The 22,722-nt window shown below is 71.6% G+C and carries 22 protein-coding genes and 1 pseudogene; 15 read left to right on the top strand and 8 right to left on the bottom strand.

Annotated features, from left to right (window positions below):
* Nucleotides 1–52 precede the first annotated feature (52 nt).
* Nucleotides 53–1,759, bottom strand: a complete 1,707-nt coding sequence (locus ACPEH0_RS08780) for a helicase-associated domain-containing protein (protein ID WP_217531215.1) — start codon at nt 1,757–1,759, stop codon at nt 53–55.
* 1 nt (nt 1,760) lies between these two features.
* The gene (locus tag ACPEH0_RS08775) at nt 1,761–2,039 is read right to left on the bottom strand and encodes a multidrug ABC transporter ATPase (protein WP_217531216.1); all 279 of its coding nucleotides are present in this window, start codon (nt 2,037–2,039) and stop codon (nt 1,761–1,763) included.
* Nucleotides 2,040–2,145: 106 nt separating this feature from the next.
* On the opposite strand from ACPEH0_RS08775, the gene ACPEH0_RS08770 reads away from it, so the two are divergent.
* Both ACPEH0_RS08770 and ACPEH0_RS08765 read left to right on the top strand, forming a co-directional pair.
* Nucleotides 2,146–2,529 carry a cold-shock protein gene (locus ACPEH0_RS08770; RefSeq protein WP_064001536.1) on the top strand — a complete coding sequence of 128 codons (384 nt, stop codon included), beginning with the start codon at nt 2,146–2,148 and terminating at the stop codon, nt 2,527–2,529.
* On the top strand, nt 2,513–3,283 hold the full coding sequence (locus ACPEH0_RS08765) for a DUF3027 domain-containing protein (protein WP_254632096.1): 771 nt from the start codon (nt 2,513–2,515) through the stop codon (nt 3,281–3,283). The genes ACPEH0_RS08770 and ACPEH0_RS08765 overlap by 17 nt, the downstream gene beginning before the upstream one ends.
* A gap of 72 nt (nt 3,284–3,355) precedes the next feature.
* On the opposite strand, the gene serC is transcribed toward ACPEH0_RS08765, so the two are convergent.
* Nucleotides 3,356–4,474 (bottom strand): phosphoserine transaminase, encoded by a 1,119-nt coding sequence (gene serC / locus ACPEH0_RS08760; RefSeq protein WP_366214173.1) that lies wholly within the window; start codon nt 4,472–4,474, stop codon nt 3,356–3,358.
* 108 nt (nt 4,475–4,582) lie between these two features.
* Between serC and ACPEH0_RS08755 the strand changes: the two genes are divergently transcribed.
* The 7 genes from ACPEH0_RS08755 to ACPEH0_RS08725 all read left to right on the top strand — a co-directional run bounded on the left by ACPEH0_RS08755 (nt 4,583) and on the right by ACPEH0_RS08725 (nt 14,437).
* Nucleotides 4,583–5,287 carry a metal-dependent transcriptional regulator gene (locus tag ACPEH0_RS08755; RefSeq protein WP_064001538.1) on the top strand — a complete coding sequence of 235 codons (705 nt, stop codon included), beginning with the start codon at nt 4,583–4,585 and terminating at the stop codon, nt 5,285–5,287.
* Nucleotides 5,288–5,507: 220 nt separating this feature from the next.
* Entirely contained in the window at nt 5,508–6,380 is an 873-nt protein-coding gene (locus ACPEH0_RS08750; RefSeq protein WP_359917910.1) for a M23 family metallopeptidase, read from the top strand.
* A 305-nt stretch (nt 6,381–6,685) separates the two neighbouring features.
* On the top strand, nt 6,686–7,183 hold the full coding sequence (locus ACPEH0_RS08745; protein WP_359917908.1) for an HNH endonuclease: 498 nt from the start codon (nt 6,686–6,688) through the stop codon (nt 7,181–7,183).
* 226 nt (nt 7,184–7,409) lie between these two features.
* Complete coding sequence (locus ACPEH0_RS08740; RefSeq protein ID WP_217532326.1) at nt 7,410–8,396, top strand: nuclease-related domain-containing protein; 987 nt, start codon at nt 7,410–7,412, stop codon at nt 8,394–8,396.
* A gap of 172 nt (nt 8,397–8,568) precedes the next feature.
* On the top strand, nt 8,569–9,255 hold the full coding sequence (locus ACPEH0_RS08735) for a hypothetical protein (protein ID WP_359918294.1): 687 nt from the start codon (nt 8,569–8,571) through the stop codon (nt 9,253–9,255).
* A complete protein-coding gene (locus tag ACPEH0_RS08730; RefSeq protein ID WP_366214174.1) occupies nt 9,255–10,838 on the top strand; it encodes a DNA polymerase Y family protein in 1,584 nt (527 codons plus the stop codon). Before ACPEH0_RS08735 ends, ACPEH0_RS08730 begins: the two co-directional genes overlap by 1 nt.
* Nucleotides 10,838–14,437, top strand: a complete 3,600-nt coding sequence (locus ACPEH0_RS08725; RefSeq protein WP_366214175.1) for an error-prone DNA polymerase — start codon at nt 10,838–10,840, stop codon at nt 14,435–14,437. The genes ACPEH0_RS08730 and ACPEH0_RS08725 overlap by 1 nt, the downstream gene beginning before the upstream one ends.
* Before the next feature lie 291 nt (nt 14,438–14,728).
* Here the strand turns inward: ACPEH0_RS08725 and ACPEH0_RS08720 are convergent, their stop codons facing one another.
* Nucleotides 14,729–15,130: a low molecular weight phosphatase family protein gene (locus ACPEH0_RS08720; protein WP_217532333.1), complete on the bottom strand. Its 402-nt coding sequence runs from the start codon at nt 15,128–15,130 to the stop codon at nt 14,729–14,731.
* Between the two features lie 18 nt (nt 15,131–15,148).
* Nucleotides 15,149–15,817, bottom strand: coding sequence for a helix-turn-helix domain-containing protein (locus tag ACPEH0_RS08715; protein ID WP_217532335.1), 669 nt, complete (start codon nt 15,815–15,817; stop codon nt 15,149–15,151).
* A 48-nt stretch (nt 15,818–15,865) separates the two neighbouring features.
* Between ACPEH0_RS08715 and ACPEH0_RS08710 the strand changes: the two genes are divergently transcribed.
* Together ACPEH0_RS08710 and ACPEH0_RS08705 are read left to right on the top strand one after the other, a co-directional pair.
* The gene (locus ACPEH0_RS08710) at nt 15,866–16,618 is read left to right on the top strand and encodes an MIP/aquaporin family protein (protein ID WP_366214176.1); all 753 of its coding nucleotides are present in this window, start codon (nt 15,866–15,868) and stop codon (nt 16,616–16,618) included.
* Between the two features lie 10 nt (nt 16,619–16,628).
* Nucleotides 16,629–18,011: an FAD-dependent oxidoreductase gene (locus tag ACPEH0_RS08705; RefSeq protein ID WP_217532337.1), complete on the top strand. Its 1,383-nt coding sequence runs from the start codon at nt 16,629–16,631 to the stop codon at nt 18,009–18,011.
* A gap of 221 nt (nt 18,012–18,232) precedes the next feature.
* On the opposite strand, the pseudogene ACPEH0_RS08700 reads toward ACPEH0_RS08705, so the two are convergent.
* Together ACPEH0_RS08700 and ACPEH0_RS08695 are read right to left on the bottom strand one after the other, a co-directional pair.
* Nucleotides 18,233–19,520 (bottom strand): annotated as a pseudogene (locus ACPEH0_RS08700) (PepSY-associated TM helix domain-containing protein).
* 225 nt (nt 19,521–19,745) lie between these two features.
* Nucleotides 19,746–20,351 carry a hypothetical protein gene (locus ACPEH0_RS08695; RefSeq protein ID WP_366214177.1) on the bottom strand — a complete coding sequence of 202 codons (606 nt, stop codon included), beginning with the start codon at nt 20,349–20,351 and terminating at the stop codon, nt 19,746–19,748.
* A 91-nt stretch (nt 20,352–20,442) separates the two neighbouring features.
* Here ACPEH0_RS08695 and ACPEH0_RS08690 point away from each other — a divergent pair, with 91 nt between their 5' ends.
* The gene (locus ACPEH0_RS08690; RefSeq protein ID WP_366214178.1) at nt 20,443–20,727 is read left to right on the top strand and encodes a hypothetical protein; all 285 of its coding nucleotides are present in this window, start codon (nt 20,443–20,445) and stop codon (nt 20,725–20,727) included.
* Nucleotides 20,728–20,760: 33 nt separating this feature from the next.
* Nucleotides 20,761–21,120, top strand: a complete 360-nt coding sequence (locus tag ACPEH0_RS08685; protein WP_366214179.1) for a hypothetical protein — start codon at nt 20,761–20,763, stop codon at nt 21,118–21,120.
* A 62-nt stretch (nt 21,121–21,182) separates the two neighbouring features.
* Here ACPEH0_RS08685 and ACPEH0_RS08680 read toward each other — a convergent pair whose 3' ends face one another.
* Complete coding sequence (locus ACPEH0_RS08680; RefSeq protein WP_217532342.1) at nt 21,183–21,464, bottom strand: HesB/IscA family protein; 282 nt, start codon at nt 21,462–21,464, stop codon at nt 21,183–21,185.
* A gap of 190 nt (nt 21,465–21,654) precedes the next feature.
* Here ACPEH0_RS08680 and ACPEH0_RS08675 point away from each other — a divergent pair, with 190 nt between their 5' ends.
* The gene (locus ACPEH0_RS08675) at nt 21,655–22,119 is read left to right on the top strand and encodes a hypothetical protein (protein WP_366214181.1); all 465 of its coding nucleotides are present in this window, start codon (nt 21,655–21,657) and stop codon (nt 22,117–22,119) included.
* A 43-nt stretch (nt 22,120–22,162) separates the two neighbouring features.
* The gene (locus ACPEH0_RS08670) at nt 22,163–22,711 is read left to right on the top strand and encodes a hypothetical protein (protein ID WP_366214182.1); all 549 of its coding nucleotides are present in this window, start codon (nt 22,163–22,165) and stop codon (nt 22,709–22,711) included.
* Nucleotides 22,712–22,722 lie beyond the last annotated feature (11 nt).

The raw sequence follows: 22,722 nt of genomic DNA, 5'->3' as shown, positions 1-22,722 counted from the left end.
ATGGTCGCGGCGTCGGAGCCGGAACGACCATGTGCGACGCTTCGGGGACCGGTCAGGCCGGGCGCACGCTCACGATGCTCGACAACGGCAGGGTGCGCTCGACGTCGGCGGCGCGGTCGCGGCCGCGCAGGCGTCCGCCACCGAGTCCCGCCGCCTCGAGCGTCACGTCGCGCGAGGAGCCGTCCGGCATGCGCACCGTGATCTCGATCGTCGCGCGGGTGCGGACGGCCTGGTCGAGCTCGCGTTCGAGCCAGGCGGCATCCGCGTCGTCCGACAGACTCGCCCGGAGCGTCTCGATGAGGGTGCGGTACCGCTCGGATGCCGGGGGTTCGGGTGCGGCGTCCTCGACCGCCTCGTGCCGACCGAGCGCGCGCGGCGCGCCGTCGGCGTCCACGGCGAGCACGGGATAGCGGGCGTCCGCGAGCATCCAGTAGGTCGTCTCGGGGCTCGTGCGTGTGACGAGGTCGTCGCCGTCGAGCACGAGTCCGAGCGGACGCAGCGCCTGGTCGACGTTGATCGCCTCCAGGAGGTCGGGATCGCCCGAGACCCGCGTGTACCCCTGCCAGTCCGGTCCGACGCGCAGCCGGCCGTAACGCGCGGCGGCGCGCTCGATCTCGTAGGCGAGCGGCTGCGGCACGCCCGTGAGCGACAGGTCGGTGAGGAAGGCGGTGAGGGATGCCGCGGTCTCGCCGGCGGCGAAGGCGGCGCCGATCGTCTCGGCCGTGAACCGGTACGTCGCGGCCTGCGCGCGCGATTCGCGCCGCGCCGTCCTCCGCAGGCGCTGGTCGAGTCGGGGCTCGAGCGGACCGGGGGCGATCGCCGTCAGGTCGTTCTGGAGGTAGACCTTGTCGACCTCGTGGGGGAGGAGGGAGCGCAGGGTGCCGGCGTCGGCATCCGCTCCGGCGGCGAGTCCCGCGGCCCAGGTGGGCGGCGTGCCGTCGGGGGCGGTCATGGCCCACTGCGTGAGCATGGCGGCGAGGTGGCTGACGCGATCGGGCCACGCCGGGTCGAACGGATGAGCACCGGGCCACTCGGCGGCGGGACGCCATCCGCCGTCGGCGGTGCGGAGCGCGCGGGGGAGTCGGTCGCGCAGGCGCTGGGCGACGTCGAGCCAGCGCTCGAGGGTGCGCGTGCCGAGCCACCGCGTCCCCGCGTCGGAGACCGTCCAGGTCCGCTCCGAGCCCGACAGCAGTCCCGCGTGCGCCGCGATCGCGACGAGGGTGTCGGCATCCTCCGACGTGTGCGCGGCTCCGATTTCGACGAGGCGGCGGCGGTCGCTGGCGCTGAGCGCCCCCGAACCGATGCGTCCGAGCGGGCTGCGCGAGGCGGCGTGCAGGATGTCGGCGAGCGAGGCGACGGCGTCGAAGGCGCGCTCGGCACTCGCGGCATCCGATTCCGCTCCGCCGTCGAAGACCGTCGGGGCGGTGACGGGGGTCGCCGAGCCGAGCGCCGTCGCGACCGCCTCATAGGGGCGTCCGGCGTCGTCGACGAGGGCGCGGGCCACGAGGCCGTCCCGGACGGCGGGGGAGACGGCCACGCCGTTTCGCACGGCCGCGCGCAGGGCGGCGGCGTCGACGTCGCAGACCTCCGCCAGTGCACGGGTCAGCTGCGCGGGATCGAGCAGGGCGTCAGCGGCGTCGAAGAAGTCGGTCCAGGAGGTGCGGGGGGAGACGTGGCGGGCGTCGAAGAGGGCGGCGAGGGCGTCCGGATCGAGTGTCGCGAGGCGGGTCGCGAGAGCACGAGCGTCGGATGCGGTCACGTCAACGACCCTTGTTGGCCCGTCCCCGTCGCACGAAGGTCATGATCAGCAGGGTCAGCAGCAGCGCGAAGGCGATCGGCGGCGCGATATAGACGATCAGCGTCACGACGGGCCAGAACCCGGTCGCGAAGTCGGCCTGCTCGAGGCCGCCCGGGCCGGAGGCGATGATGATCGAGAAGAAGCAGACGACCGAGAGCACCAGCAGCCCGAGGGACATGAACGCCAGGACGCGGTCGATGCGACGGACGGGAAGATCGCCAGCCGAGGGCGGAGTGCTCATCCGATCAGAGTAGCGGCTCGCCGGGGTGCCGTAGTCTGGTGGTGGGGCTGAGACGGTCCCACTTTTCCATGCCCGCACGCGGGCTCGAGCAGCGAGGTTTCGACACATGCCCACCGGCAAGGTCAGGTTCTACGACGAGGCGAAGGGGTTCGGCTTCATCACCGACGACGACGGTCAGGACGTCTTCCTGCACGCGACGGCGCTCCCCGCCGGGACCACCACGATGAAGCCCGGCACGCGCCTGGAGTTCGGCGTCGCCGACGGCCGCCGCGGCCTGCAGGCGCTCGCCGTCCGTGTGCTCGACGCACCCGTCAGCCTCAGCAAGCGCAACCGTCCGAAGGCCGACGACATGGCCGTGATCGTCGAGGACCTCGTGAAGCTCCTGGACGGCATCGGCGGCGACCTGCGTCATGGCCGCTACCCGAGCACGTCGCACGGCAAGAAGGTCGCGGCGATCCTGCGCAAGGTTGCCGATGACCTCGATGCCTGAGCAGCCCGCCGAGACCGAGCAGCCCGCCGAGGTCGAGCAGGCCGCCGAGGCGGAGCAGCCTGCCGAGGCGGAGCAGCCCGCCGAGGCCGAGCAGCCCGAAGCGGCGGAGCCTGCGGCGGTCGAGGAGCAGGAGTCCGTTCCGGACGAGCCGATCGTCGTCGACGAGCGGCTGTTCCACGCGCACGACCTCGCGCGCGCAGCGCTGCGCGAGGTGACTCCGGAGTCGACGATCGGCGAGGGCGCCGGCTACGTCGTCGAGGACGGCGGGGTCGTCTCGCTGCGGTTCGCCAACCGGATGGACGGCTATCCCGGGTGGTTCTGGACCGTCAGTGTGGCGGTCGTCGAGGGCGCCGAGCCGACAGTGCTCGAGGTCGAGCTGCTCCCCGGCGACGGCGCGCTGCTCGCCCCCGAGTGGCTGCCGTGGGCCGAGCGTCTGGCCGAGTACCAGGCGGCGCAGGCCGCGGCGGGTGAGGACGACGAGTCCGCGGACGACGAGGACGACAACGCCTCCGATGAGGACGAGGACGACGCGGAGGACGCCGACGACCTCGATGCGGCCGACTTCGACAGCGACGGGTCGCCGATCCTGCACGCCGGAGACGTCGACGGCGTCGACATCGACGAGCTCGACGACACCGCCGCCGATGCCGAGCAGACGGCCGACGACGACGATGAGTCGGACGACGACGATGAGTCGGACGACGACGAGGACGACGAGGACGACGAGTCGGGGGAGTCGCTGCGCGAGTACTGACGCGCGGCATCCACTGTCAGACGACGGCGGCCCCGGGGAATCGCTCCTCGGGGCCGCCGTCGTACAGCCGGGTCAGTCGGCGAGGTGCTCGACCGTGTAGTCGATCGCCTGGATGAGCGTCCGCACATCGGACGGCTCGATCGAGACGAAGGTCGCGACGCGCAACTGGTTGCGGCCGAGCTTGCGGTACGGCTCGGTGTCGACGATGCCGTTGGCGCGCAGGCTCTTCGCGATCGCGGCGGCATCCACCGAGTCGTCGAAGTCGATCGTGACGACGACGGGGGAGCGGTCTGCGGGGTTCTGGACGAACGGGGTCGCGACCGAGGCGGCATCCGCCCACTCGTACAGCGCACCCGACGACTCCGCGGTGCGGGCACCCGCCCAGGCGAGCCCGCCGTTGCCGTTGATCCACTGCAGCTGCGTGTCGAGCAGCTGCAGCGTCGCGATGGCGGGGGTGTTGAGGGTCTGCTGCAGACGCGAGTTGTCGAGCGCGTTCTTGAGGCTCAGGAACTCCGGGATGTACCGACCGGATGCCGCGACCCGCTCGATCCGCTCGATGGCGGCCGGCGACACCGCGGCGTACCAGAGGCCGCCGTCGGAGCCGAGGTTCTTCTGCGGCGCGAAGTAGTAGACGTCGGTCTCGGTGACGTCGAAGTCGATGCCGCCGGCGGCGCTCGTCGCGTCGACGACCGTCAGGGCGCCGGCGTCGCCGTGCACGCGGGTGATCGCGGTCGCGACGCCGGTCGACGTCTCGTTGTGCGGCCAGGCGTAGACATCCACGCCTTCGACCGCCTCGGGGGCGACGCTCGTGCCGGGCTCGGCCTTGCGGACGTCGGGCGCCTCGAGCCACGGGGCGGCCGCGGCCGCGGCGAACTTGCCGCCGAACTCGCCGAACACGAGGTTCTGCGCGCGCTTCTCGATGAGGCCGAAGGCGGCGGCATCCCAGAACGCGGTCGAGCCGCCGTTGCCGAGGATGATCTCGTAGCCGTCGGGCAGGCGGAGGAGCTCGGCGAGACCGGAGCGGGTGCGACCGACGAGGTCCTTCACGGGGGCCTGGCGGTGCGACGTCCCGAACAGCGACGCTCCCTGTGTGACGAGCGCCTCGAGCTGCTCGGCTCGGACCTTGGACGGGCCGCAGCCGAAGCGTCCGTCGACGGGCAGGAACTCGGGGGGCAGGGTCACAGTCGCCATGCCGAGAAGTCTAGGGCGAGAGCCCCCGGCGCCCCGGCCGCGTGACGCCCCGTGAGCGGATGCCGGATAGGCTGGGAACGCACTGTCTCCCGCGCGAAAAGGCCACTGATGACCGACCTCATCGACACCACCGAGATGTATCTGCGCACCATCCTCGAACTCGAGGAGGAGGGCATCACGCCGCTCCGCGCACGCATCTCGGAGCGCCTTGGGCACTCGGGTCCGACGGTGTCGCAGACGATCGGGCGCATGGAACGCGACGGTCTCGTCGTCGTGTCGGAGGATCGCAAGCTCGAGCTCACCGACCCGGGGCGTCAGAAGGCCGTCGACGTCATGCGCAAGCACCGCCTCGCCGAGCGGCTGCTCTCGGACGTCATCGGTCTCGACTGGGCCTACGTCCACGAAGAGGCGTGCCGCTGGGAGCACGTCATGAGCGAGCTCGTCGAGCGTCGCCTCATCGAGCTGCTCGATCACCCGACCGAGTCCCCGTACGGCAACCCGATCCCGGGACTCGACCAGCTGGGCGACGTCCCGGCGAACGCATTCGACAGCGGTGTCGTGGGTCTGGTCCGCCGACTGACGGATGCCGGTGGCCCGATCACCGGCAGCGTGCGGCGTTTGGCGGAGCCGATCCAGGTCGATCCCGAACTGCTCGCGCAGCTGCGGGACGCGGGAGTCGTCCCCGGACGCACGGGCGCCTTCCGCTTCAACGAGGGGTACGTCCTCGTCGAGATGGACGGTGTCGACGAGGCCCTCGAGCTGCCCGTCGAGGTCGCCTCCCACATCTTCCTCGTGGACGTCCGCGAGATCTGAGCCGTCGTCACCGGCCCCCGGTTCGGGGGCGGGAGCGTGACATATTCGTTACCTTCGGGTAGCCTCGGAGAGTCCATCGGCGAGAAGCCCGCCACGGACCGCTCCGCGAGTTGCCTCTCTGGCTCGTCATTCGCGAAGTGCCCCGTACATCTGTGCCCGACACTGAGTGCCGACGAGCCAGCATCCTGCCAGCAGGGATGCGGAGGCGCCGGAGGACAGCTTGGCTGAAGAGTTCCACCCGTCGAACGAGATTTCTGAGGCGTCGACGGCCCCCCGCAAAGGTCGTCTGAGCCGCCGCGTCGCCGCGAAAGCGCCCGCGACCCGTTCGACCGCCACCCGCCCGCACCCCGTCCGCAGCTTCGTGACCGTCGCCGCCGTCGCCGGCATGGTCGCCACCGTGGCCATCCCCGCCTTCGCGGCGGCCGACCGCGGTGACGTCGCCGAGGCGCGCACGCTGCAGCAGATCTCCGCCGACGACGCGCAGTCGCTCGTCGTCGCCTCGGAGGGCAGCCCCGAGACGCTCGAGCGCGGCGGCTACTCCGCCACGACGCCCGAGGAGATCGCGGCCGCCAAGGCGAAGAAGGCAGCGGAAGAGGCGGCCAAGGCTGCTCTCGCCGCGCGCCTCGCCGCGGCATCCAGCGCGTCGAGCTCCAGCTCGCGGTCGTCGAGCTTCTCGTCCTCGGTGCCGCTCGTCGCTCCGGGATCGGGCACCGTACGTCGCCCGCTCGCTAACTTCAACAACTTCGGCCGTCCGTACGCCGGTCACAAGGGAACCGACTACATGGTCGGTCGCGGCGAGCCGATCTACTCGGTCGCCGACGGCACCGTGGTCGCCTCGTCCGAGTCCGGACCGGGGTGGGGTGTGTACGTGAAGATCGCCCACAACATCGGCGGCACGAGCGTCACCTCGCTCTACTCGCACATGGACTGGGGCACGCGTCGCGTCTCGGTCGGTGAGAAGGTCTCGGCCGGGCAGCTGATCGGTCAGGTCGGCGACACCGGCCGCGCCAACGGCACCCAAGTGCACCTCGAGATCCGCGTGAACGGCGGATACACGAACGCCGAGTCCTGGCTGCAGGCCAACGCGGGCTGACGACACACGGCATCCGTTCGTCTGCTGTTCGCCCTCGGGTATCCCTGGGTGTATTACCCTGACCCCGACGCTCGTTCGAGCCGAGGGGAGCCGCATGGACATCCAACCCCGCATTCGCAACCGGAATGCGCTAGGTCGGCATGTGCTGCGGCATCGTGTGCACGATTGCCACGACGTCGGTCGTGCGATGAAGGCGCTGTCATCATGACAGCGCCTTTTTTCGTGCCCGCACCCCTCTCGACCCGTGCCGCGTCGACACAACGGAAGGCCGCTGAAGCCGTCACGGCAGTTCGAGAGGACACCCCATGCGCACCCTGGTGCTGAACGCAGGTTACGAACCCCTGGCCGTCGTCTCCTTCAAACGAGCGCTCGTGCTCGTCATGACGGAGAAGGCCACCATCATCGAGCGCGTCGAGGAGGATCCCGTCTGGGGGACCCGCGACGTGTACGACCGCCCCGCCGTCATCGTGCTGACCCGCTACGTGCGGATCCCCGCCGGGCGTCGCGTGCCCGTCACGCGCCGCGGGGTGCTGCGGCGCGACGGCAACCGGTGCGCCTACTGCGGCAGGAGTGCGACGACGATCGACCACGTGCTGCCGCGGTCGCGCGGGGGAGCGGACTCGTGGGAGAACCTCGTCGCCGCGTGCCTGCGGTGCAACAACGTGAAGGGCGACCGGACTCCCCAGGAGATGCACTGGGAGCTGCGCTGGACCCCGTCCGCGCCGCGCGGCGCCGGCTGGCGCGTGCGCGGCACGGAGCGCACCGACCCCGCGTGGGAGCCGTACCTGGCGCTCGCCGCGTAACGCGGGGGCCGGCGCGCGCGGTGCGCGTGGTGGGCGTGCCGTGGTGCGGCATCCGTCGAGACTGCATGACGCGCCCGAAACGGGAGCGTGTTTCGCGCGCGTCATGCCGTCTCGATGCGGGGGGGGGCGTTCCGCGGTGACGAGCGGGGGTGTGGGGAGTGGGCTCGCGTGTCGGAGCGCTCGCGTAGCGTGAGGTTCGACCGACACCACGGCCCGCGGGAGCATCATGGACACGACGACGGTAGTGCTGCCTGTGGTTCTGGGAGCTCTCGTCGTGGGTTTGGTCGGCTGGGTAGTGGTCTCGCATCGGCGGCACACGCGTCGGCTGACTGCTCTCGCGGATGCTGCCGCACGCGAGCGCCAGCAGTGGGAGATGCACCTGCAACATGTCGTACATGAGGCCACATCGGCCCATCTCGCCGAGGTCGCGGTGGAGCGACGGGAGAGGGAGGAAGTCGAGGCTCTCGTCGCTCGCTATCACCAGGCGTACACGGCATCCCTCAAGTGGGAGGTGGGGAGTCGGGCGACGCTCCTGGGGTTGCTGTCGCAGCACGGCCTGGACGGCGTGTTGTTCTCAGGGGTCGTCTTCACGACAGGCGGGCGTGGCCAGCAGAGATACGTGACACAGCTCGATCACGTGCTGCTCCTGGATGATCGCGTGATGGTGATCGAGGCGAAGAACTGGAAGGGCGTCGTGTTCGACGGGGTGGCTCCATCGTCCGTGCACGCGGCGTTCGGCGCGCTCATCGACGCCGGTTCGGACGGGGAGTTCGCCATCCACGTGCGGCGTCCGGAACAGGGAACAGGGCTCTTGATCACGCGGCATCCGGACCCGAGCGGTAGCTCGGAGAAGCACACCGTGGCTCCGCGCGCGCAGGTCCGAAGACAGGCCTTCGCTCTGCGCCGGCTCATCGAAGCCAGGACCGGTGAGGACCTCAGCATCGACGCGTGCGTGTTCTACTCCCACAAGAGCGTCCGACTCTTCACGCCGATGAAGGGGGCTCCGTCACGGACGCCGTACACCCCGGTCTTCGACACTGCGGGTATGGGGGCCCACCTCAGCGCGCTCGGCCCCGGTCGCGTGGGACCGGGCCTCATCGGGCGGCTCGCCCCGGGCCTGGGTTCGATGGCGACGGATGCGACGGGCGTTGGTGCGCACGCCGAGGCATGGCAGAGCGTTCTCGACGCCGGTCGGGGTGAGGCCGTGGGCTGAACCGCGTCATCCGTCGAGACTGCATGACGCGCTCGAAACGGGAGCGTGTTTCGCGCGCGTCATGCCGTCTCGATGCGGGGGTAGGAGCGATGTCCGTGGCCGTGCGTATCTTCGAACTCGACCGCTTGAGTCACTCGAACAAAGCTTCTACCATGTCGAGGTGAGATCCATCGTGCGAAACACCGCCACTGCCCAAGAGGTGCAGCGGCTGCGTGCGCAGATGGCCGCGATCCAGGGGCGCAAGCTCGATGCACCGCCCCTTCCCACCCATCCTGCCCTGGCCGAGCTGCTGCCGGGCGGGGGACTGCGCCCCGGTTCGTCGTATGCGATCGGCGGATCGATGTCGCTGCTGTTCGGTCTGCTGGCGCAGCCGTCGCAGACCGGCAGCTGGTGCGGAGTCGTCGGGATGCCGGGGTTCGGCGCCGAGGCCGCGGAGAAAGCGGGGGTCGACCTCTCGCACCTCGTGCTGATCCCCGAGCCGGGGCCGCGCTGGCTCGCGGTGACGGCGACGATCGCGGACGTGCTGCCGGTCGTCGCAGTGCGGCCGCCGAGCAGAGCGAAGGATGCCGAGATCTCACGTCTCGCGGCCCGCATGCGCGAGCGGGGGGTCGTGCTGCTCGTGCAGGGGCCGTGGCCGCAGACCGAGGCGATGATCGACGTGACGGATGCCCGGTGGTCGGGGCTCGGCGACGGGTACGGCGTGCTGTCGGATCGGGAGCTGACCGTCACGGTGACGAGCCGGCGCTTTCCGGTGCCGCGGTCGTCGCGGATGCTGCTGCCCGCCCCCGACGGCGCGATCGCGGTGCGCGCGCAGCCCGTCGCCCCCGTGGTCGACCTGCCGATGCGGGCGGTGAGCTGATGGATCCCGCGCTCGTCGACACCGGCACCGAGCCGGTCCGCAGCCTCGTCGTGTGGGTGCCGGACTGGCCGGTCGTCGCGCTCGCCCGCGAGGGCCTCGCCGACGCCGCGCAGCCGATCGCCGTCTTCGCCAAAGGCACGGTCGCGGCGACGTCGCCCGCTGCTCGCGGCGACGGGGTGCGGCGGGGGATGCGGCGCCGCGACGCGCAGGCGCGGTGCCCGCAGCTGCAGGTCGTCGACGCCGACGAGGCGCGCGACCATCGCACGTTCGCCCCGCTCATCGCGCGGCTCGAGGAGATCGCCCCGGGTGTGCAGTTGCGCGAGCCGGGGCTGTGCGCGCTGCGGGTGAAGGGTCCGGCCCGCTTCTACGGCGGCGAGGCGGGCGCGGCGACGGCCCTCACCGGCGCACTCGCCGAGCTCGGCGTGCTCGACGTGCGGGCGGGGGTGGGCGACGGTCCGTTCACGGCGGAGCAGGCGGCGCGGGCGACCGGCGCCGACGCGCCGCTGCGGATCGTGCCGCCGGGGGCGGCGGCCGCGTTCCTCTCGCCGCTGCCGGTGTCGGCGCTCGAGGACGAGGGCATCGCGAGCCTGTTCGCGCGTCTCGGCATCCACACCCTCGGTCAACTCGCCGCGCTGCCGCCGCAACGGCTCGTCGAACGGCTCGGTCCCCGTGGGGCGCGGCTGCACGCGCTCGCGTCGGGGCTCGACTCGCAGCCCGTGCAACCGCGCACGCCGCCGCCCGAGCTCGAGCGCGAGGTGAGCTTCGAGCCGCCGCTCGAGATCGCCGACCAGGTCGCGTTCGGCATCCGGCTCGCCGCGGAACAGTTCATCTCGGGACTCGGCGCCGTCGACCTCGTCTGCACCGAGCTGAGGGTCGCGCTGACGGGCGACCGCGGCGATCACAGCGAGCGGGTGTGGCTGCATCCGGGGGCGTTCGATGCGGCGGCCGTCGTCGACCGGGTGCGCTGGCAGCTCGCCGAGCGCGGTCTCAAGAGCGCCGTCGCGAAGGTGCGGATCGCGCCCGAGAAGGTGGACGCGGCATCCCATCATGTGAAGGGGCTGTTCGGCTCGGGGCCGGAGGAGCGCGTGCACTCGGCGCTCTCGCGCGTGCAGGCGATGCTCGGGCACACCGGGGTGGTCACCCCGCAGGTCGGCGGTGGGCGCTGGCTCGCCGAGCGGCAGGTGCTCGTGCCGTGGGGCGACCGCGCCGTCATCGCCGAGCGGGCGCGGCCGTGGCCGGGCAGCCTGCCCGATCCGCTGCCGGCGACCGTGTTCCTCGAGCCGGTGCCGGTCGCCGTCATCGACCGCGACGACGACATGGTCGCCGTCGACGGCCGCGGCGAGCTGACGGCCGAACCGGTCGCACTGATCCTCCCGGGAGCGCCGGACGCGTCGGGGGCGCGCAGGCCCCGGCATCCGCGTCGCATCTCGTCGTGGGCGGGACCGTGGCCCGTCATGGAGCGGGGGTGGGATGCCGCACGCGCCCGTCGCGCGCATCGGTTCCAGGTCGTCGACGAGGCGCAGACGGCCTGGCTGCTCGTGTGCGAAGAGGGTGTCTGGCACGCCGAGGGCAGGTACGACTGATGGGCTGGGGCAACAACCCGTCGGTCTCGTGGTCGGAGATGGAGCGGATCCTCAGCGACCGGCGCCGGCCCGAGGGCGCGCCGGCGGGCACCGACGGCGGCGACAGTCCGGCGTGGTCGCACAAGCGCGGCAAGTACCGTGCGCCCGAGATCGAGCGCCCGCGCAATGCCGTGCCGTACGCCGAGTTGCACGCGCATTCGTCGTTCTCGTTCCTCGACGGGGCGTCCTCACCCGAGGACCTCGTCGAGGAGGCGGAACGGCTCGGCCTGCACGCCCTCGCGATCACCGACCACGACGGGTTCTACGGCATCGTCCGGTTCGCTGAAGCGGCCGAGCACCTGCAGCTGCAGACCGTGTTCGGTGCCGAGCTGTCGCTGGGGCTGCCCGGTCCGCAGAACGGCGAGCCCGATCCGCACGGCACGCACCTGCTGGTGCTCGCTCGGGGCGAGGAGGGCTACCACCGGCTCGCCGCCGCCATCACGCACGCGCAGCTGTCGGGAGGTGAGAAGGGGCGTCCGGTGTACGACCTGCACGACCTCGCCGACCGGGCCGGCGGGCACTGGCAGGTGTTGACCGGATGCCGCAAGGGCGCCGTCCGGCAGGCGCTCGCCGCCGACGGCCCGGCCGCCGCGGCGTACGAGCTCGACCGACTCGTCGACCTGTTCGGGCCCGAGCGGGTCGATGTCGAGCTCATCGACCAGGGCGCGCCGACGGACTCGCGCGACAACGACGTGCTCGCCGCCCTCGCCGCCGAGCGCGGGCTGCCCGTCGTCGCGACGAACAACGTGCACTACGCCGTGCCCGAGAAAGTGCACCTGGCGGCGGCGGTCGCGGCGGTGCGGGCGAACCGCGGGCTCGACGAGCTCGACGGGTGGCTGCCCTCGCATGCAAGTGCCCACCTGCGGTCGGGGGCCGAGATGGCGCGGCGGTTCCGGCGGTATCCGGGGGCGGTCGAGCGCACCGTCGTGCTCGCCGACGAGCTCGCGTTCCCGCTGCGCCGCGCGAAGCCGGCGCTGCCGAAGATGCAGGTCCCCGAGGGGCACACGCCGATGACGTGGCTGCGGCACCTCGTGTGGGAGGCGGTTCCCCGCAAGTACCCGGATGCCACCGATGCGAACCGCGCGCGCATCGAGAAGGAACTCGGCGTCATCGAGCAGAAGGACTTCCCGGGGTACTTCCTCATCGTGCACGGCATTGTGCAGGAGGCGCGGCGTCGCGGCATCCTGTGTCAAGGACGGGGGTCCGCCGCGAACAGTGCCGTCTGCTACCTGCTCGACATCACGGCGATCGACTCGATCTTCTACGATCTGCCGTTCGAACGGTTCCTGTCGGCGCTGCGCGACGAGGAGCCCGACATCGACGTCGACTTCGACTCGGATCGGCGCGAGGAGATCATCCAGTGGGTCTACGAGACCTACGGACGCGAGCGGGCGGCGCAGGTCGCGAACGTCATCCAGTACCGGCCGAAGAACGCGGTCCGCGACATGGCGAAGGCGCTGGGGCATTCGCCGGGGCAGCAGGATGCCTGGTCGAAGCAGGTCGAGCGCTGGGGGGCGGTGCTCGACACCCCGCCCGATCACGACATCCCGGAGCGGGTGGTCGCCTACGCGGGGGAACTGTTGAAGGCGCCGCGGCATCTCGGCATCCACTCCGGCGGCATGGTCCTGACGGACCGTCCGGTCGGTGAGGTCGTGCCGATCGAGCACGCGCGCATGGAGAACCGCACCGTCATCCAGTGGGACAAGGACGACGCGGCGTGGATGGGGCTCGTGAAGTTCGACCTGCTGGGGCTCGGGATGCTCGCCGCCCTGCAGTACTGCTTCGACATGATCCAGGCGGCGACGGGGGAGACCTGGTCGCTCGACACGATGCCCAAGGAGGAGGCCGCGGTCTACGACATGCTGTGCCGCGCCGACTCGATCGGCGTGTTCCAGGTCGAGTCCCGCGCGCAGATGGGGCTGTTGCCCCGCCTGCAGCCGCGGAAGTTCTACGACCTCGTGGTCGAGATCGCGCTCATCCGTCCGGGACCGATCCAGGGCGGCGCGGTGCACCCGTTCGTGCGGCGCAAGCTCGGCGACGAGAAGATCACCTACGCGCACCCGAAGCTGAAGCCGGTGCTCGAGCGAACGCTCGGCATCCCGGTGTTCCAGGAGCAGCTCATGCAGATCGGCATGGCCGTGGGGGATCTGTCGGGGGAGGATGCCGACCTGCTGCGCCGGGCGATGGGGTCGAAGCGCGGGATCGAGCGGATCGACTCGCTGAAGAAGAAGCTGTACGAGGGGATGGCGCGCAACGGCCTGACCGGCAAGGCCGCCGACGACATCTACGTGAAGATCCAGGCGTTCGCGAACTTCGGGTTCGCCGAGAGCCACTCGCTGTCGTTCGGGCTGCTCGTGTACGCGTCGTCGTGGCTGAAGCTGCACTATCCGGCGGCGTTCCTCGCCGCACTCCTGCGCGCGCAGCCGATGGGTTTCTACTCGCCCGCGACCCTCACCGCCGACGCCCGCCGGCACGGGGTGGAGGTGCGCCGCCCGGACCTGCACGCGTCGGGAGTGGACGCGGGGCTCGAGCCGGTGGACGGGGGCGGGGCTGGAACGGAGGTCGGCCGTCGCGCGGGGATCGGCCTTGCCACGGAGATCGGCCGTGCCGCGGAGGTCGGCCGTGCCGCGGAGGTCGGCCGTCACGAGGACGTTTCGAGCGGGATTCCTCCTCGGGAGCGCAGATCTCCGCTCGAAGGCCGGGATTTCAAGGGCAGGGATTCCGAAGGGCGGGATGCCGAGCACCGCCGCCCGCCGACGGGCCGGGACTCGTGCACCGACCGCATCCAGCCGCCGGTGCCGGAGTTCGACCGGTCGCTGCCGGACGAATCGGCGGCGCATCGGCGGGACGGCAACTTCGCGGTGCGGCTGGGGCTCGCCTCGATCACGGGCATCGGCGTGCCGTTGGCGACGAAGATCGTCGCGGAGCGCGAGGCATCCGGTCCGTACCGGGACCTGCGCGACCTTGTGCGTCGCACCGGCGCGACGGCGGCGCAGCTCGAGGCGCTCGCGACGGCGGGCGCGTTCGAAAGCCTCGGGATCACGCGGCGCGAGGGCATCTGGTTGGCGGGGGATGCCGCGCAGGACCGACAGGAGTTCCTCGAGGGGTCACTCGTGTCGGTGCAGCCGCCGCTGTTCCCCGACCAGTCGAGCTACGACGTGCTCGCCGCGGACCTCTGGGCGACGGGGGTGTCGGCCGATGACCACCCGCTCACGCACTACCGGTCGCAACTCGACGCGCGCGGGGTGATCACCTCACGCGGCATGCGCGAGCACGAGGTCGGGCGGCGCATCGAGGTCGCGGGTCTGGTGACGCACCGGCAGCGGCCGGCGACGGCATCCGGCATCACCTTCCTGAACCTCGAGGACGAGCACGGCGTCATGAACGTGATCTGCTCGGTCGGGGTGTGGAACAGGTACCGCCGCATCCTGCGCGACAGTCCCGCCCTCATCGCGCGCGGCATGCTCGAGCGTTCACCCGAGGGCGTGACGAACCTCGTGGCCGACGCGTTCGAGGATCTGCGGGTCGGGGTGCAGCACCGGTCGCGGGACTTCCGGTGACCGGCGCCGCACCCCGCGCCTCACGCGGCGGCCGCCCAACACGCGCGTCGCGCGCATCGCCCGCCCAACGCGCGCGTCGCGCGCATCGCCCGCCCAACACGCGCGTCGCGCGCATCGCCCGCCCAACGCGCGCGTCGCGCGCATCGCCCGCCCAACGCGCGCGTCGCGCGCATCGCCCGCCCAACGCGCGCGTCGCGCATCCGCCGAATCACCATCCGCGTGCCGAGACACCACCCGAAGGCGCGGATTCGGGGGGTGATTCGGCGCGCGAGTGGTGACTCGGCGAGGGGGCTAGCGGGACAGCAGCTCGGCCCGGATTCGCTCCGCCACCGCCTCGCGGAGCGGGCGGACCGCGTCGACGTCCCACGACTCGGGATTCGGGAAGGACCACTCCAGGACTTCTCCCCGCGGATCGGCCGGCAGCGTCAGGCCGGGCTTCATGAGGACGACGACGTCGGCCTCGTCGAGGTCGGTGGGTGTGACCGACCGCGGCACGCGCGCCGAGATGTCGACGCCGATTTCGGCGAGCGAGGCGGCGACGGCGTCGTTCACTTCGTCGGCGGGGGAGAGTCCCGCCGAGGTCGCAGCGAACCTGTCGTCGGCGAGTGTCTCGAGGAGGGCGGCGCCGAGCTGGGATCGTCCGGCGTTGTGCTGGCAGATGAACAGGACGGTGGGGATGCGGGTGTCGCTCATGGTGTCTTTCGGGTCGGGTCAGCTCGCGGCGAGCCGGGGGGCGAGTTCGGCGATGCGCCGCTCGAGTTCGTCGTAGGCGTGGTCGAAGGCGTCGTCCGTCCCGATGCGCACGGGGTCGGGGATGGACCAGTGGAGGTCGCCCGGGACCTGGAGCTCTTCGTGCGCGTTGTCGCACACGGTGATGACGAAGTCCGAGTCCCCGAGGACGGCGTCGAGGGCCTGCGGGGGAGCGTCTCCCAGCGGGAGGTCGTGCCGCTCGGCGGCCGACACCGCCCCGGGAGCGATGTGCTCGGCAGGATGCGTGCCGCCGGACGCCGCCGGGATGCTGCTGCGCGCCGTCCAGATGGCCGCGGCGAGCTGCGAGCGGGCCGAGTTCGCGGTGCACACGAACACGACTCTGCGCGCGCGAGCGGTGCGTCCGGGCGTCAGGTCGGCAAGTGCCGTCTCGGTCAGCCGGACGTAATTGCGGCGGCGGTCGCCCTCCGAGCGTGAGCGCGTCACCATCCCGACCGACTCGAGCGTGCGCAGGTGGTGCGCCACGAGGTTGGACGGCATCCCTAGCGCGACGGCGATCTCGGTCGGCGACAGATCGCTCAGCGTCAGCAGATCGACGATGCGCAGGCGCGACGGGTCTCCCAGCGCGGCGTGGCGAGCCGCCCGGTGCACCAAATCTTGCTCAGCGTTCATTGACTCAATATTGACTGAATCATCCATCTCGGTCAAGATGAGGACGTCATGGAAGCCCCCTCATCGCTCCACCGCCGTCCCGCTCTGCCGCGACGACTCCTCGCGGAGTTCCTCGGCACCGCTCTGCTCGTCGCCGTCGTCGTCGGGTCGGGTGTCGCGGCGCAGCGTCTCTCGCCCGACGACGTCGGCCTGCAGCTGCTCGAGAACAGCCTCACGACCGCTCTGGCTCTCGCTGTCCTGATCCTCATGCTCGGTCCGGTGTCGGGTGCGCATTTCAACCCGGTCGTCAGCCTCGCCGACTGGTTCGTCGGGCGTCGCTCGCGCACCGGGCTTCCCTTCCGTGAGGCCGGGCCTTACGTGGCGGCGCAGATCACCGGTGGCGTCGGCGGCACGCTCCTCGCGAGCGTCATGTTCGATGCCGCTCCCGCCTTCTCGGGCAACGAGCGGGCCACGGGTGGGCATCTCGTGGCGGAGGTGGTCGCCACGGCCGGACTCGTGCTGCTCATCTTCGCGCTCGCGCGGACGTCGACCCCTGCGGTGATGGCGGCGGCCGTCGGCGCCTACATCGGCGCCGCCTACTGGTTCACGAGCTCCACCTCGTTCGCCAACCCCGCCGTGACCGTGGCGCGTATGTTCACCGACACGTTCGCCGGGATCGCCCCGGCATCCGTCGCTCCGTTCGTGCTCGCGCAGGTGGTCGGCGCCGCCGTCGGTGTCGGCCTGCTGCTCGCGCTCTACCTGTCCGCCCGTGACGCCGCGGGCGACGTCGTCGTCCCCACCCGACCCGAGACCACCCCCTGAGAGGCATCCCATGCACCTTGTCGCCATCGGAGGAAGCGACGCCGGTATCTCCACCGCGCTGCGCGCCCGCGAACTCGACCCCTCCGTCGAGGTGACCGTCGTCGTCGCCGACGCCTACCCGAACTTCTCGATCTGCGGCATCCCATACTACTTCTCGAGGGAGGTGCAGCCGTGGCAGTCCCTCGCGCACCGCACCCACGCCGACCTCGAGGCCACGGGCATGAACCTGCGGCTCGACACTCTCGCCACCGCGATCGACGTCGACGGGCGCCGGCTCACGGTGCGCGATGCCGACGGCACCGAGTCCGCGATCCCGTACGACGCCCTCATGGTGGGGACGGGGGCCTCGCCGTCGACGGCAGGTATCGCCGGGCTCGAGGAGCTCGGGCCGGAGGACGGGGTGCACCTGCTCCACTCCATGGGCGACACGTTCGCTCTCGAGCGCTACCTCGACGAGCACGAGCCCGAGTCGGCGATGATCGTCGGCGCGGGCTACGTCGGGCTCGAGATGGCCGAGGCGTTGACCGCCCGAGGGCTGAGGGTCACCCAGCTGCAGCGCGGGCCCGAGGTGCTCTCGACGCTCGACCCTGAACTCGGTGCCCTCGTGCGCGACGAGCTGACGCGCCACGGCGTCGACGTGCACACCGACACGCGCATCGAGGCCGTGCACCGGGACGGGACGCGCCTCTCGGTGACCGGCTCGCGGCACGGCGCGCCGGTGAGCCACGCCGCCGACCTCGTGCTCGTGGTCGTGGGGGTCCGGCCGAACACCGACCTGCTGACGAATGCGGGTGCGACGACCGGTGCGGGCGGCGCGGTCGTCGTCGACGAGCGGATGCGGACCGGCCTGCCGCACGTCTGGGCGGCCGGCGACGGGGTCGTGACGCACCACCGGCTGCTCGGCGTGACCTACCTTCCGCTCGGAACCACCTCGCACAAACAGGGGCGCGTCGCGGGCGAGAACGCGATCGGCGGTGACGCGAGGTTCGCGGGCAGCCTCGGCACCCAGGTCGTGAAGGTGTTCGACCTCGTCGCGGCACGGACGGGACTGCGGGATGCCGAGGCGTCCGTCGCAGGGTATCGGCCGCTCAGCCACACCGCCGTCGCGGACGATCACAAGCGGTACTACCCCGGCGCCACGCCCATCAGCATGCGGATCACCGGCGACGAGCGCGACGGTCGCCTGCTCGGTGCGCAGCTGGTCGGGACGCGCGGAGCCGAGATCTCCAAGCGCGTCGACACGTACGCGACCGCGCTGCATCACGGGATGAGCGTCGCGGCGATGAGCGAGCTCGACCTGTCCTACACGCCGCCGCTCGGGTCGCCGTGGGACGCCGTGCAGATGGCCACCCAGGCCTGGGAGGCCCGGGCGCGCGCCGCGCTCGCCGTCTGACCCGGCCGCGAGGCGCGCGTGCGCGCGAGGGCCCCGGCGGTCCGGGCTTCCGCCGCCGAATCACCACCCGCGTGCCGAATCACCACACGATGGCGCACAGTCGAGTGGTGATTCGGCAGCGGGGTGGTGACTCGGCGACGAGGAGGGCAGCGCGGTGCGCTTCGGCGAGGAGGAGGGCAGCCCGGTGCGCTTCGGCGAGGGGGAGGGCAACCCGGCGCAGCTCAGCGAGTCGCCGCGCGCCGCCGCTGCGCCGCGTCGACCGCGACGTCGATCACGACGAAGGCTGCGAGCGTCCAGCCGACGAGGGGCAGCGCGAGGCCGAGGAGCACCCCACCGACGACGACGGCGGTGACACCCCACCAGGGGGCACCGTCGAGCACACCGCGGCGGGGCGGCATCCCGACCCGCGCGGTCTTGATCGGGCGGCGCTTCACCCACATGACGTAGCCGAGCGCGACCATGCCGGCGATGCCGACGGCCAGCAGCAGCATGACGATCTGGTTGGCGAGGCCGAACATCGTGCCCATGTGAATCGACACACCCCATGAGGCGAGCTTGGCCGGCAGGGAGAAGTCGGCGAAGTCGACCCGGTCGACCGGCTGCAGCGTCACCGTCGATCGCGATGGCGTCGAGGTGCCCGGGGAAGCCGCGGTCGATCTCCTGCACCTTCCACGCTTGATCGGGCGCGGTCGGCGGCGTGATCTGCACGAGTCCGGTGTCGATGTTGACGCGCTGCGCCGCCGCGAGCACGTCGTCGAAGGTCCGCGGGTCGACGGAGAGAGCAGCGGATGCCGCGCCGTGCCCGGCGTGCTCGTCTCCCGCGCCGGAGGCTCCGCCGAGACTCGTCGAGACCGCGGGGGTGCCCCAGTCGAGTGCGGCGCGCACGTCGGTGACGTTCTGCCCGCCATAGGTCGACCAGGTGATGCCCGTCGCCGACAGGAACACGGCGCCGAGCGCGACCCAGATCCCGACCGACGTGTGCCAGCTGAACACGCGGCGGTACCCGGTGAGCTTGCGCGAGGGGCGCACGAAGTCCTTCTTCGTCCGCGCGGTCCGGATGCGGATCACCCACAGGATCCCCCCGGCCACGACGACGATGCCGAGCCACGATGCGGCGAGCTCGCTGTAGAGGCGCCCGGGTTCGCCGAGTCCGAGGTTGCGGTGGAATGTGCTGATCGCGGTGCGCAGCGGCAGCGATCCGCTCGTGCCGTAGACGGTCTCGTCACCGCGGATCTCGCCGGTACCGGGATCGATGAACACGGCGCGGGACTCGCTTGCGCCGAGACCGTCCTGCGCGAACATCACGCGGGTCGTGTCGCCCGGCTCGGGAGCGGGGCGGACGGCCGACAACGTCGCAGCGTCGCCCACGTGCGCCTCGGCGATATCGACCTGCTCGCCGAGGGTCAGCTGCGTGTCGGTTGCCGGCGCGTGCAGCTGACGCGCGTAGACGGCCTGCTCGATCGTGGGGGCGATCGCGTAGAGCGCGCCGCTGAGCGCGGCGACGAGGATGAACGGTCCGACGAGGATGCCGGCGTAGAAGTGCAGGCGCACGAGCAGTGCACCGAACCAGCCGGGACGTCGCGCGGGTCGAGGGGGAGAGGGGGGAGGAGTGGGCAGGGTGGCAGTCATGATCGCTTTCGAGAAGAAGAGGGATGCCGAGGCGGCGGGGAGCGCGCCGGCGGACGGCGCGCCGCGCCGCGGCATCCCTCATCGAGAGCGGGACGGCGGCGCGTGTCAGATCGTGAGCGCGCGCGGCGGTCCGCGACCGGCGGCGACCCGGAGGGTGACCGAGCGCAGCGCCGGCACGACGGCGGGTGCTGCAGCGAGCGCGGGCCGGTCGCTCGCGTCGAGAACGAGGACGGCGGCGAGGATGCGGCGCCGCGCCCAGCGGGCGAGGTCAACCGCGACGGCGAGCAGGCGCCGGGCCGCGCGCTCGCCGCGGTGCAGCACCGCTTCGGTTAGCAGCGCGGCGACGCCGTGCATGGCCCACATGAGCGGGTCGGCGTGCATCGCCGCGGGGGCCGCGGCATCCGTCATCACGGGCAGGTGATGCGCGTGCGCCGCGCCCGACGGGGTGACGGCGCCGACGACGAAGAGCGTGTGGAAGAGCAGCTGACTCGCGGACACGGCGACGGCGAGCCGGACGAGCGACAGGTGGCGTCCCGCGAGGGCGGTGCAGACGGCGACCGAGAGCACGAGCGGCACCGCGACACCGAGCCAACCCGGCATCGCGCCGCCGGTGGCGACGTGCGAGAGCAGTGCGGCCCACGTGGCGAGGGATGCCGCGACTCCGCCGCGAGCGACGCGGGAGAGACGGGAGGGGGCGCACGCGTCCACCATCTCAGGAGTGTTCCTGCCGAGATTGCAACCCCTGGGATCGCCTCGACCCGCGCCCGTACCGTGAGGGGACGATCGAGGGTCGGAGGCCACCATGTCGAACCAGGCACAACGGAACGCAGCGATGCAGCGGAAGCAGATGGGCTCGGGCGCGTTCATCGCGATCTTCATCAGCCTCGTGTTCCTCGTCGTCGCGGCGGGCTTCGCGATCCTCGGGGTGCTGTTCATCACCAACCCGATGCCCGTGATCGTGCTGGGTGTCCTGATGCTGATCGGAGCCGTCGTGCTCCTCGCGACGAGCGGCGCCTGCATCGTTGCGAGTGTGCAGGCGATCGCCCGCCCGGCGAAGGTGAAGGCGCGCGTCGACCGCATGGCGTGACGAGCTGACGCCGATCGGTGCGAGGATCGGCGGATGCTGGCTGACGTGCTCGAGTTCCTCGGCGAGGCGGTCGTGGGAGCGCGCGAGGCTCTCCGGGGACCGCGCTTCATCCACGGTCGCTTCCGGTTGATCGACGGCGCGGCGGACGGGATGGCGCGCGGCGAGGAGATCTCGGCGGAAGCGATCGTCGATCACCGCACCATCACGCTCGGCGAGCTCGAGCTGACGGGCGTCGCGGTCTCATCGCAGGCGCTCCGGATCTCGTATCTCGACGACATCGAACAGCGCGCGCAGGTGGTGCGCGTCGAGTTCGACGGCGGCGCGGGGGAATGGACGATCCCGGCATCCGTGGATCTGCGGAGACTCCGCAAGCGCATCGGCGCCTCGTTCTGACCCCGGCCCTGACGCGCGAGAGCCCCGAACCGATCGGTCCGGGGCTCTCGGGAAGTTCTGGCTCAGACGGCCTGCGCGAGGGCGAAGCCGACGGCGCCGTCCTCTTGCACGCGGGCGTCGAGGATGCGGTCGTCGAGCGCGACCGCGGCGGCCGGGTCGACGAACACGCGGGCGCCGTCGCTCTCGACGACGGTGTCGCCCTCGGCGGGAGCCGGGGCGAGGGAGAGGGCGTACCCGTTCTGCGGGTCGGCGGCCTCGGCGATACGGAGTCCACCGGTCTCGGTGGGGATCTGCGAGGCGAGGTTCTTGACGGCGCTGCTGGCGTTCTCGGTGAGAGTGAGCATGATGCTCCCTTCCGTGGATTGCGGGCGTGAGTCGGCCACGATTCCGAGAATCGGCTCGTCCTGCAACCGTTGACACACCTTGCCCCAGCACTCACACGGTTTACGGAGGTTCGCGGGATCATCCGCCCGGCGTACACGGATCATCACGCGGGCCGATTCCGCGCGGCGGGGCAGCGGCTTGGCTGGAGTCATGTCCCACCTCACTGCATCCCCGTCGTCCCGTCGTCTTCGTCTCGCCGCCGCTGCTGGCCTCGTCGCACCGCTCCTCGCCCTGACTCTCGCCGCCTGCAACCCGATGGACGTGCTCGAGAAGGTGCACTCCGAGGAGTTCGACGACCGCGCGGCCGCTGAGAAGGGCTGGGTCGGGGTCGCCATGCCGGAGTGGATCCCGGCGGATGCCACGAAGATCAAGAACACCGCCACGAACAACGAGACCAACTCCGTCATCGCCGTCGAGGGCGGCAACGCTCCGGAGGGCTGCGAGAAGAAGGAGCGTCTGGCGCTGCCGTTCGACGACCGCTACGGCGAGCTCGGCGAGCCGCTGCCGACCGAGGTGTTCGCATGCGAGCCGTACGAGGTCGTCCAGACCGAGACGGGGTGGCTCGGCTGGTTCAACGCGCGCGAGGAGATTCAGACCCCCGACGACCTCCGGTGAGACACTGGAGCCTCGATCTCTCGGGGAGGCAACGATGGCGCGGATGAGGATGCCGGTGGCCGGCGCGTGTTCCGGTGCGCTCGCCGCCGTCGCGGTGCTGCTGCTCGCGGGGTGCGCCCCCGAGCCCGTGCCGACACCCACGGCATCCGTGTCGTCTCCGGCGCCGACCGCGTCGGCGCCGTCGCCGTCGGTAACGCCCTCCGCGTCGCCGTCGCCGAGCGCGACCCCGACGCCGAACGGTCCGCCGGCGACGCGTCCCGTCGAGCCGCCGAACGGCACCGACCCGGATGCCGCCGGCATGAGCGCCGCGCAGGCGGGAGAGCTGTGCGCCGCCGAGCAGCGGAACGGGTTGGGCGCCGGCGACACGCAGGTCGGGGATCCGACCGCGTACGAGCGGACGATCGACCCGCAGTGGTACGTGACGATCCTCGCCGAGAACGAGTTCGGGCAGTACTACCAGGAGTGCGTCCTCGGGGGCTCGGCCGACGACCCGGAGTGGTCGGTCGTGCAGCAGACGCCGAAGGATCAGCTCACGAAAGCGCATATAAAGCAGATGCGCACCGAGAACGAGGGGTTCGACGAGGACCGCTGACAGCCGGATAC

It is taken from the genome of Microbacterium sp. NPDC079356 (assembly GCF_049545465.1).
Lineage (GTDB): Bacteria > Actinomycetota > Actinomycetes > Actinomycetales > Microbacteriaceae > Microbacterium > Microbacterium gawkjiense.
This window is presented reverse-complemented; position numbering and strand designations above follow the sequence as displayed.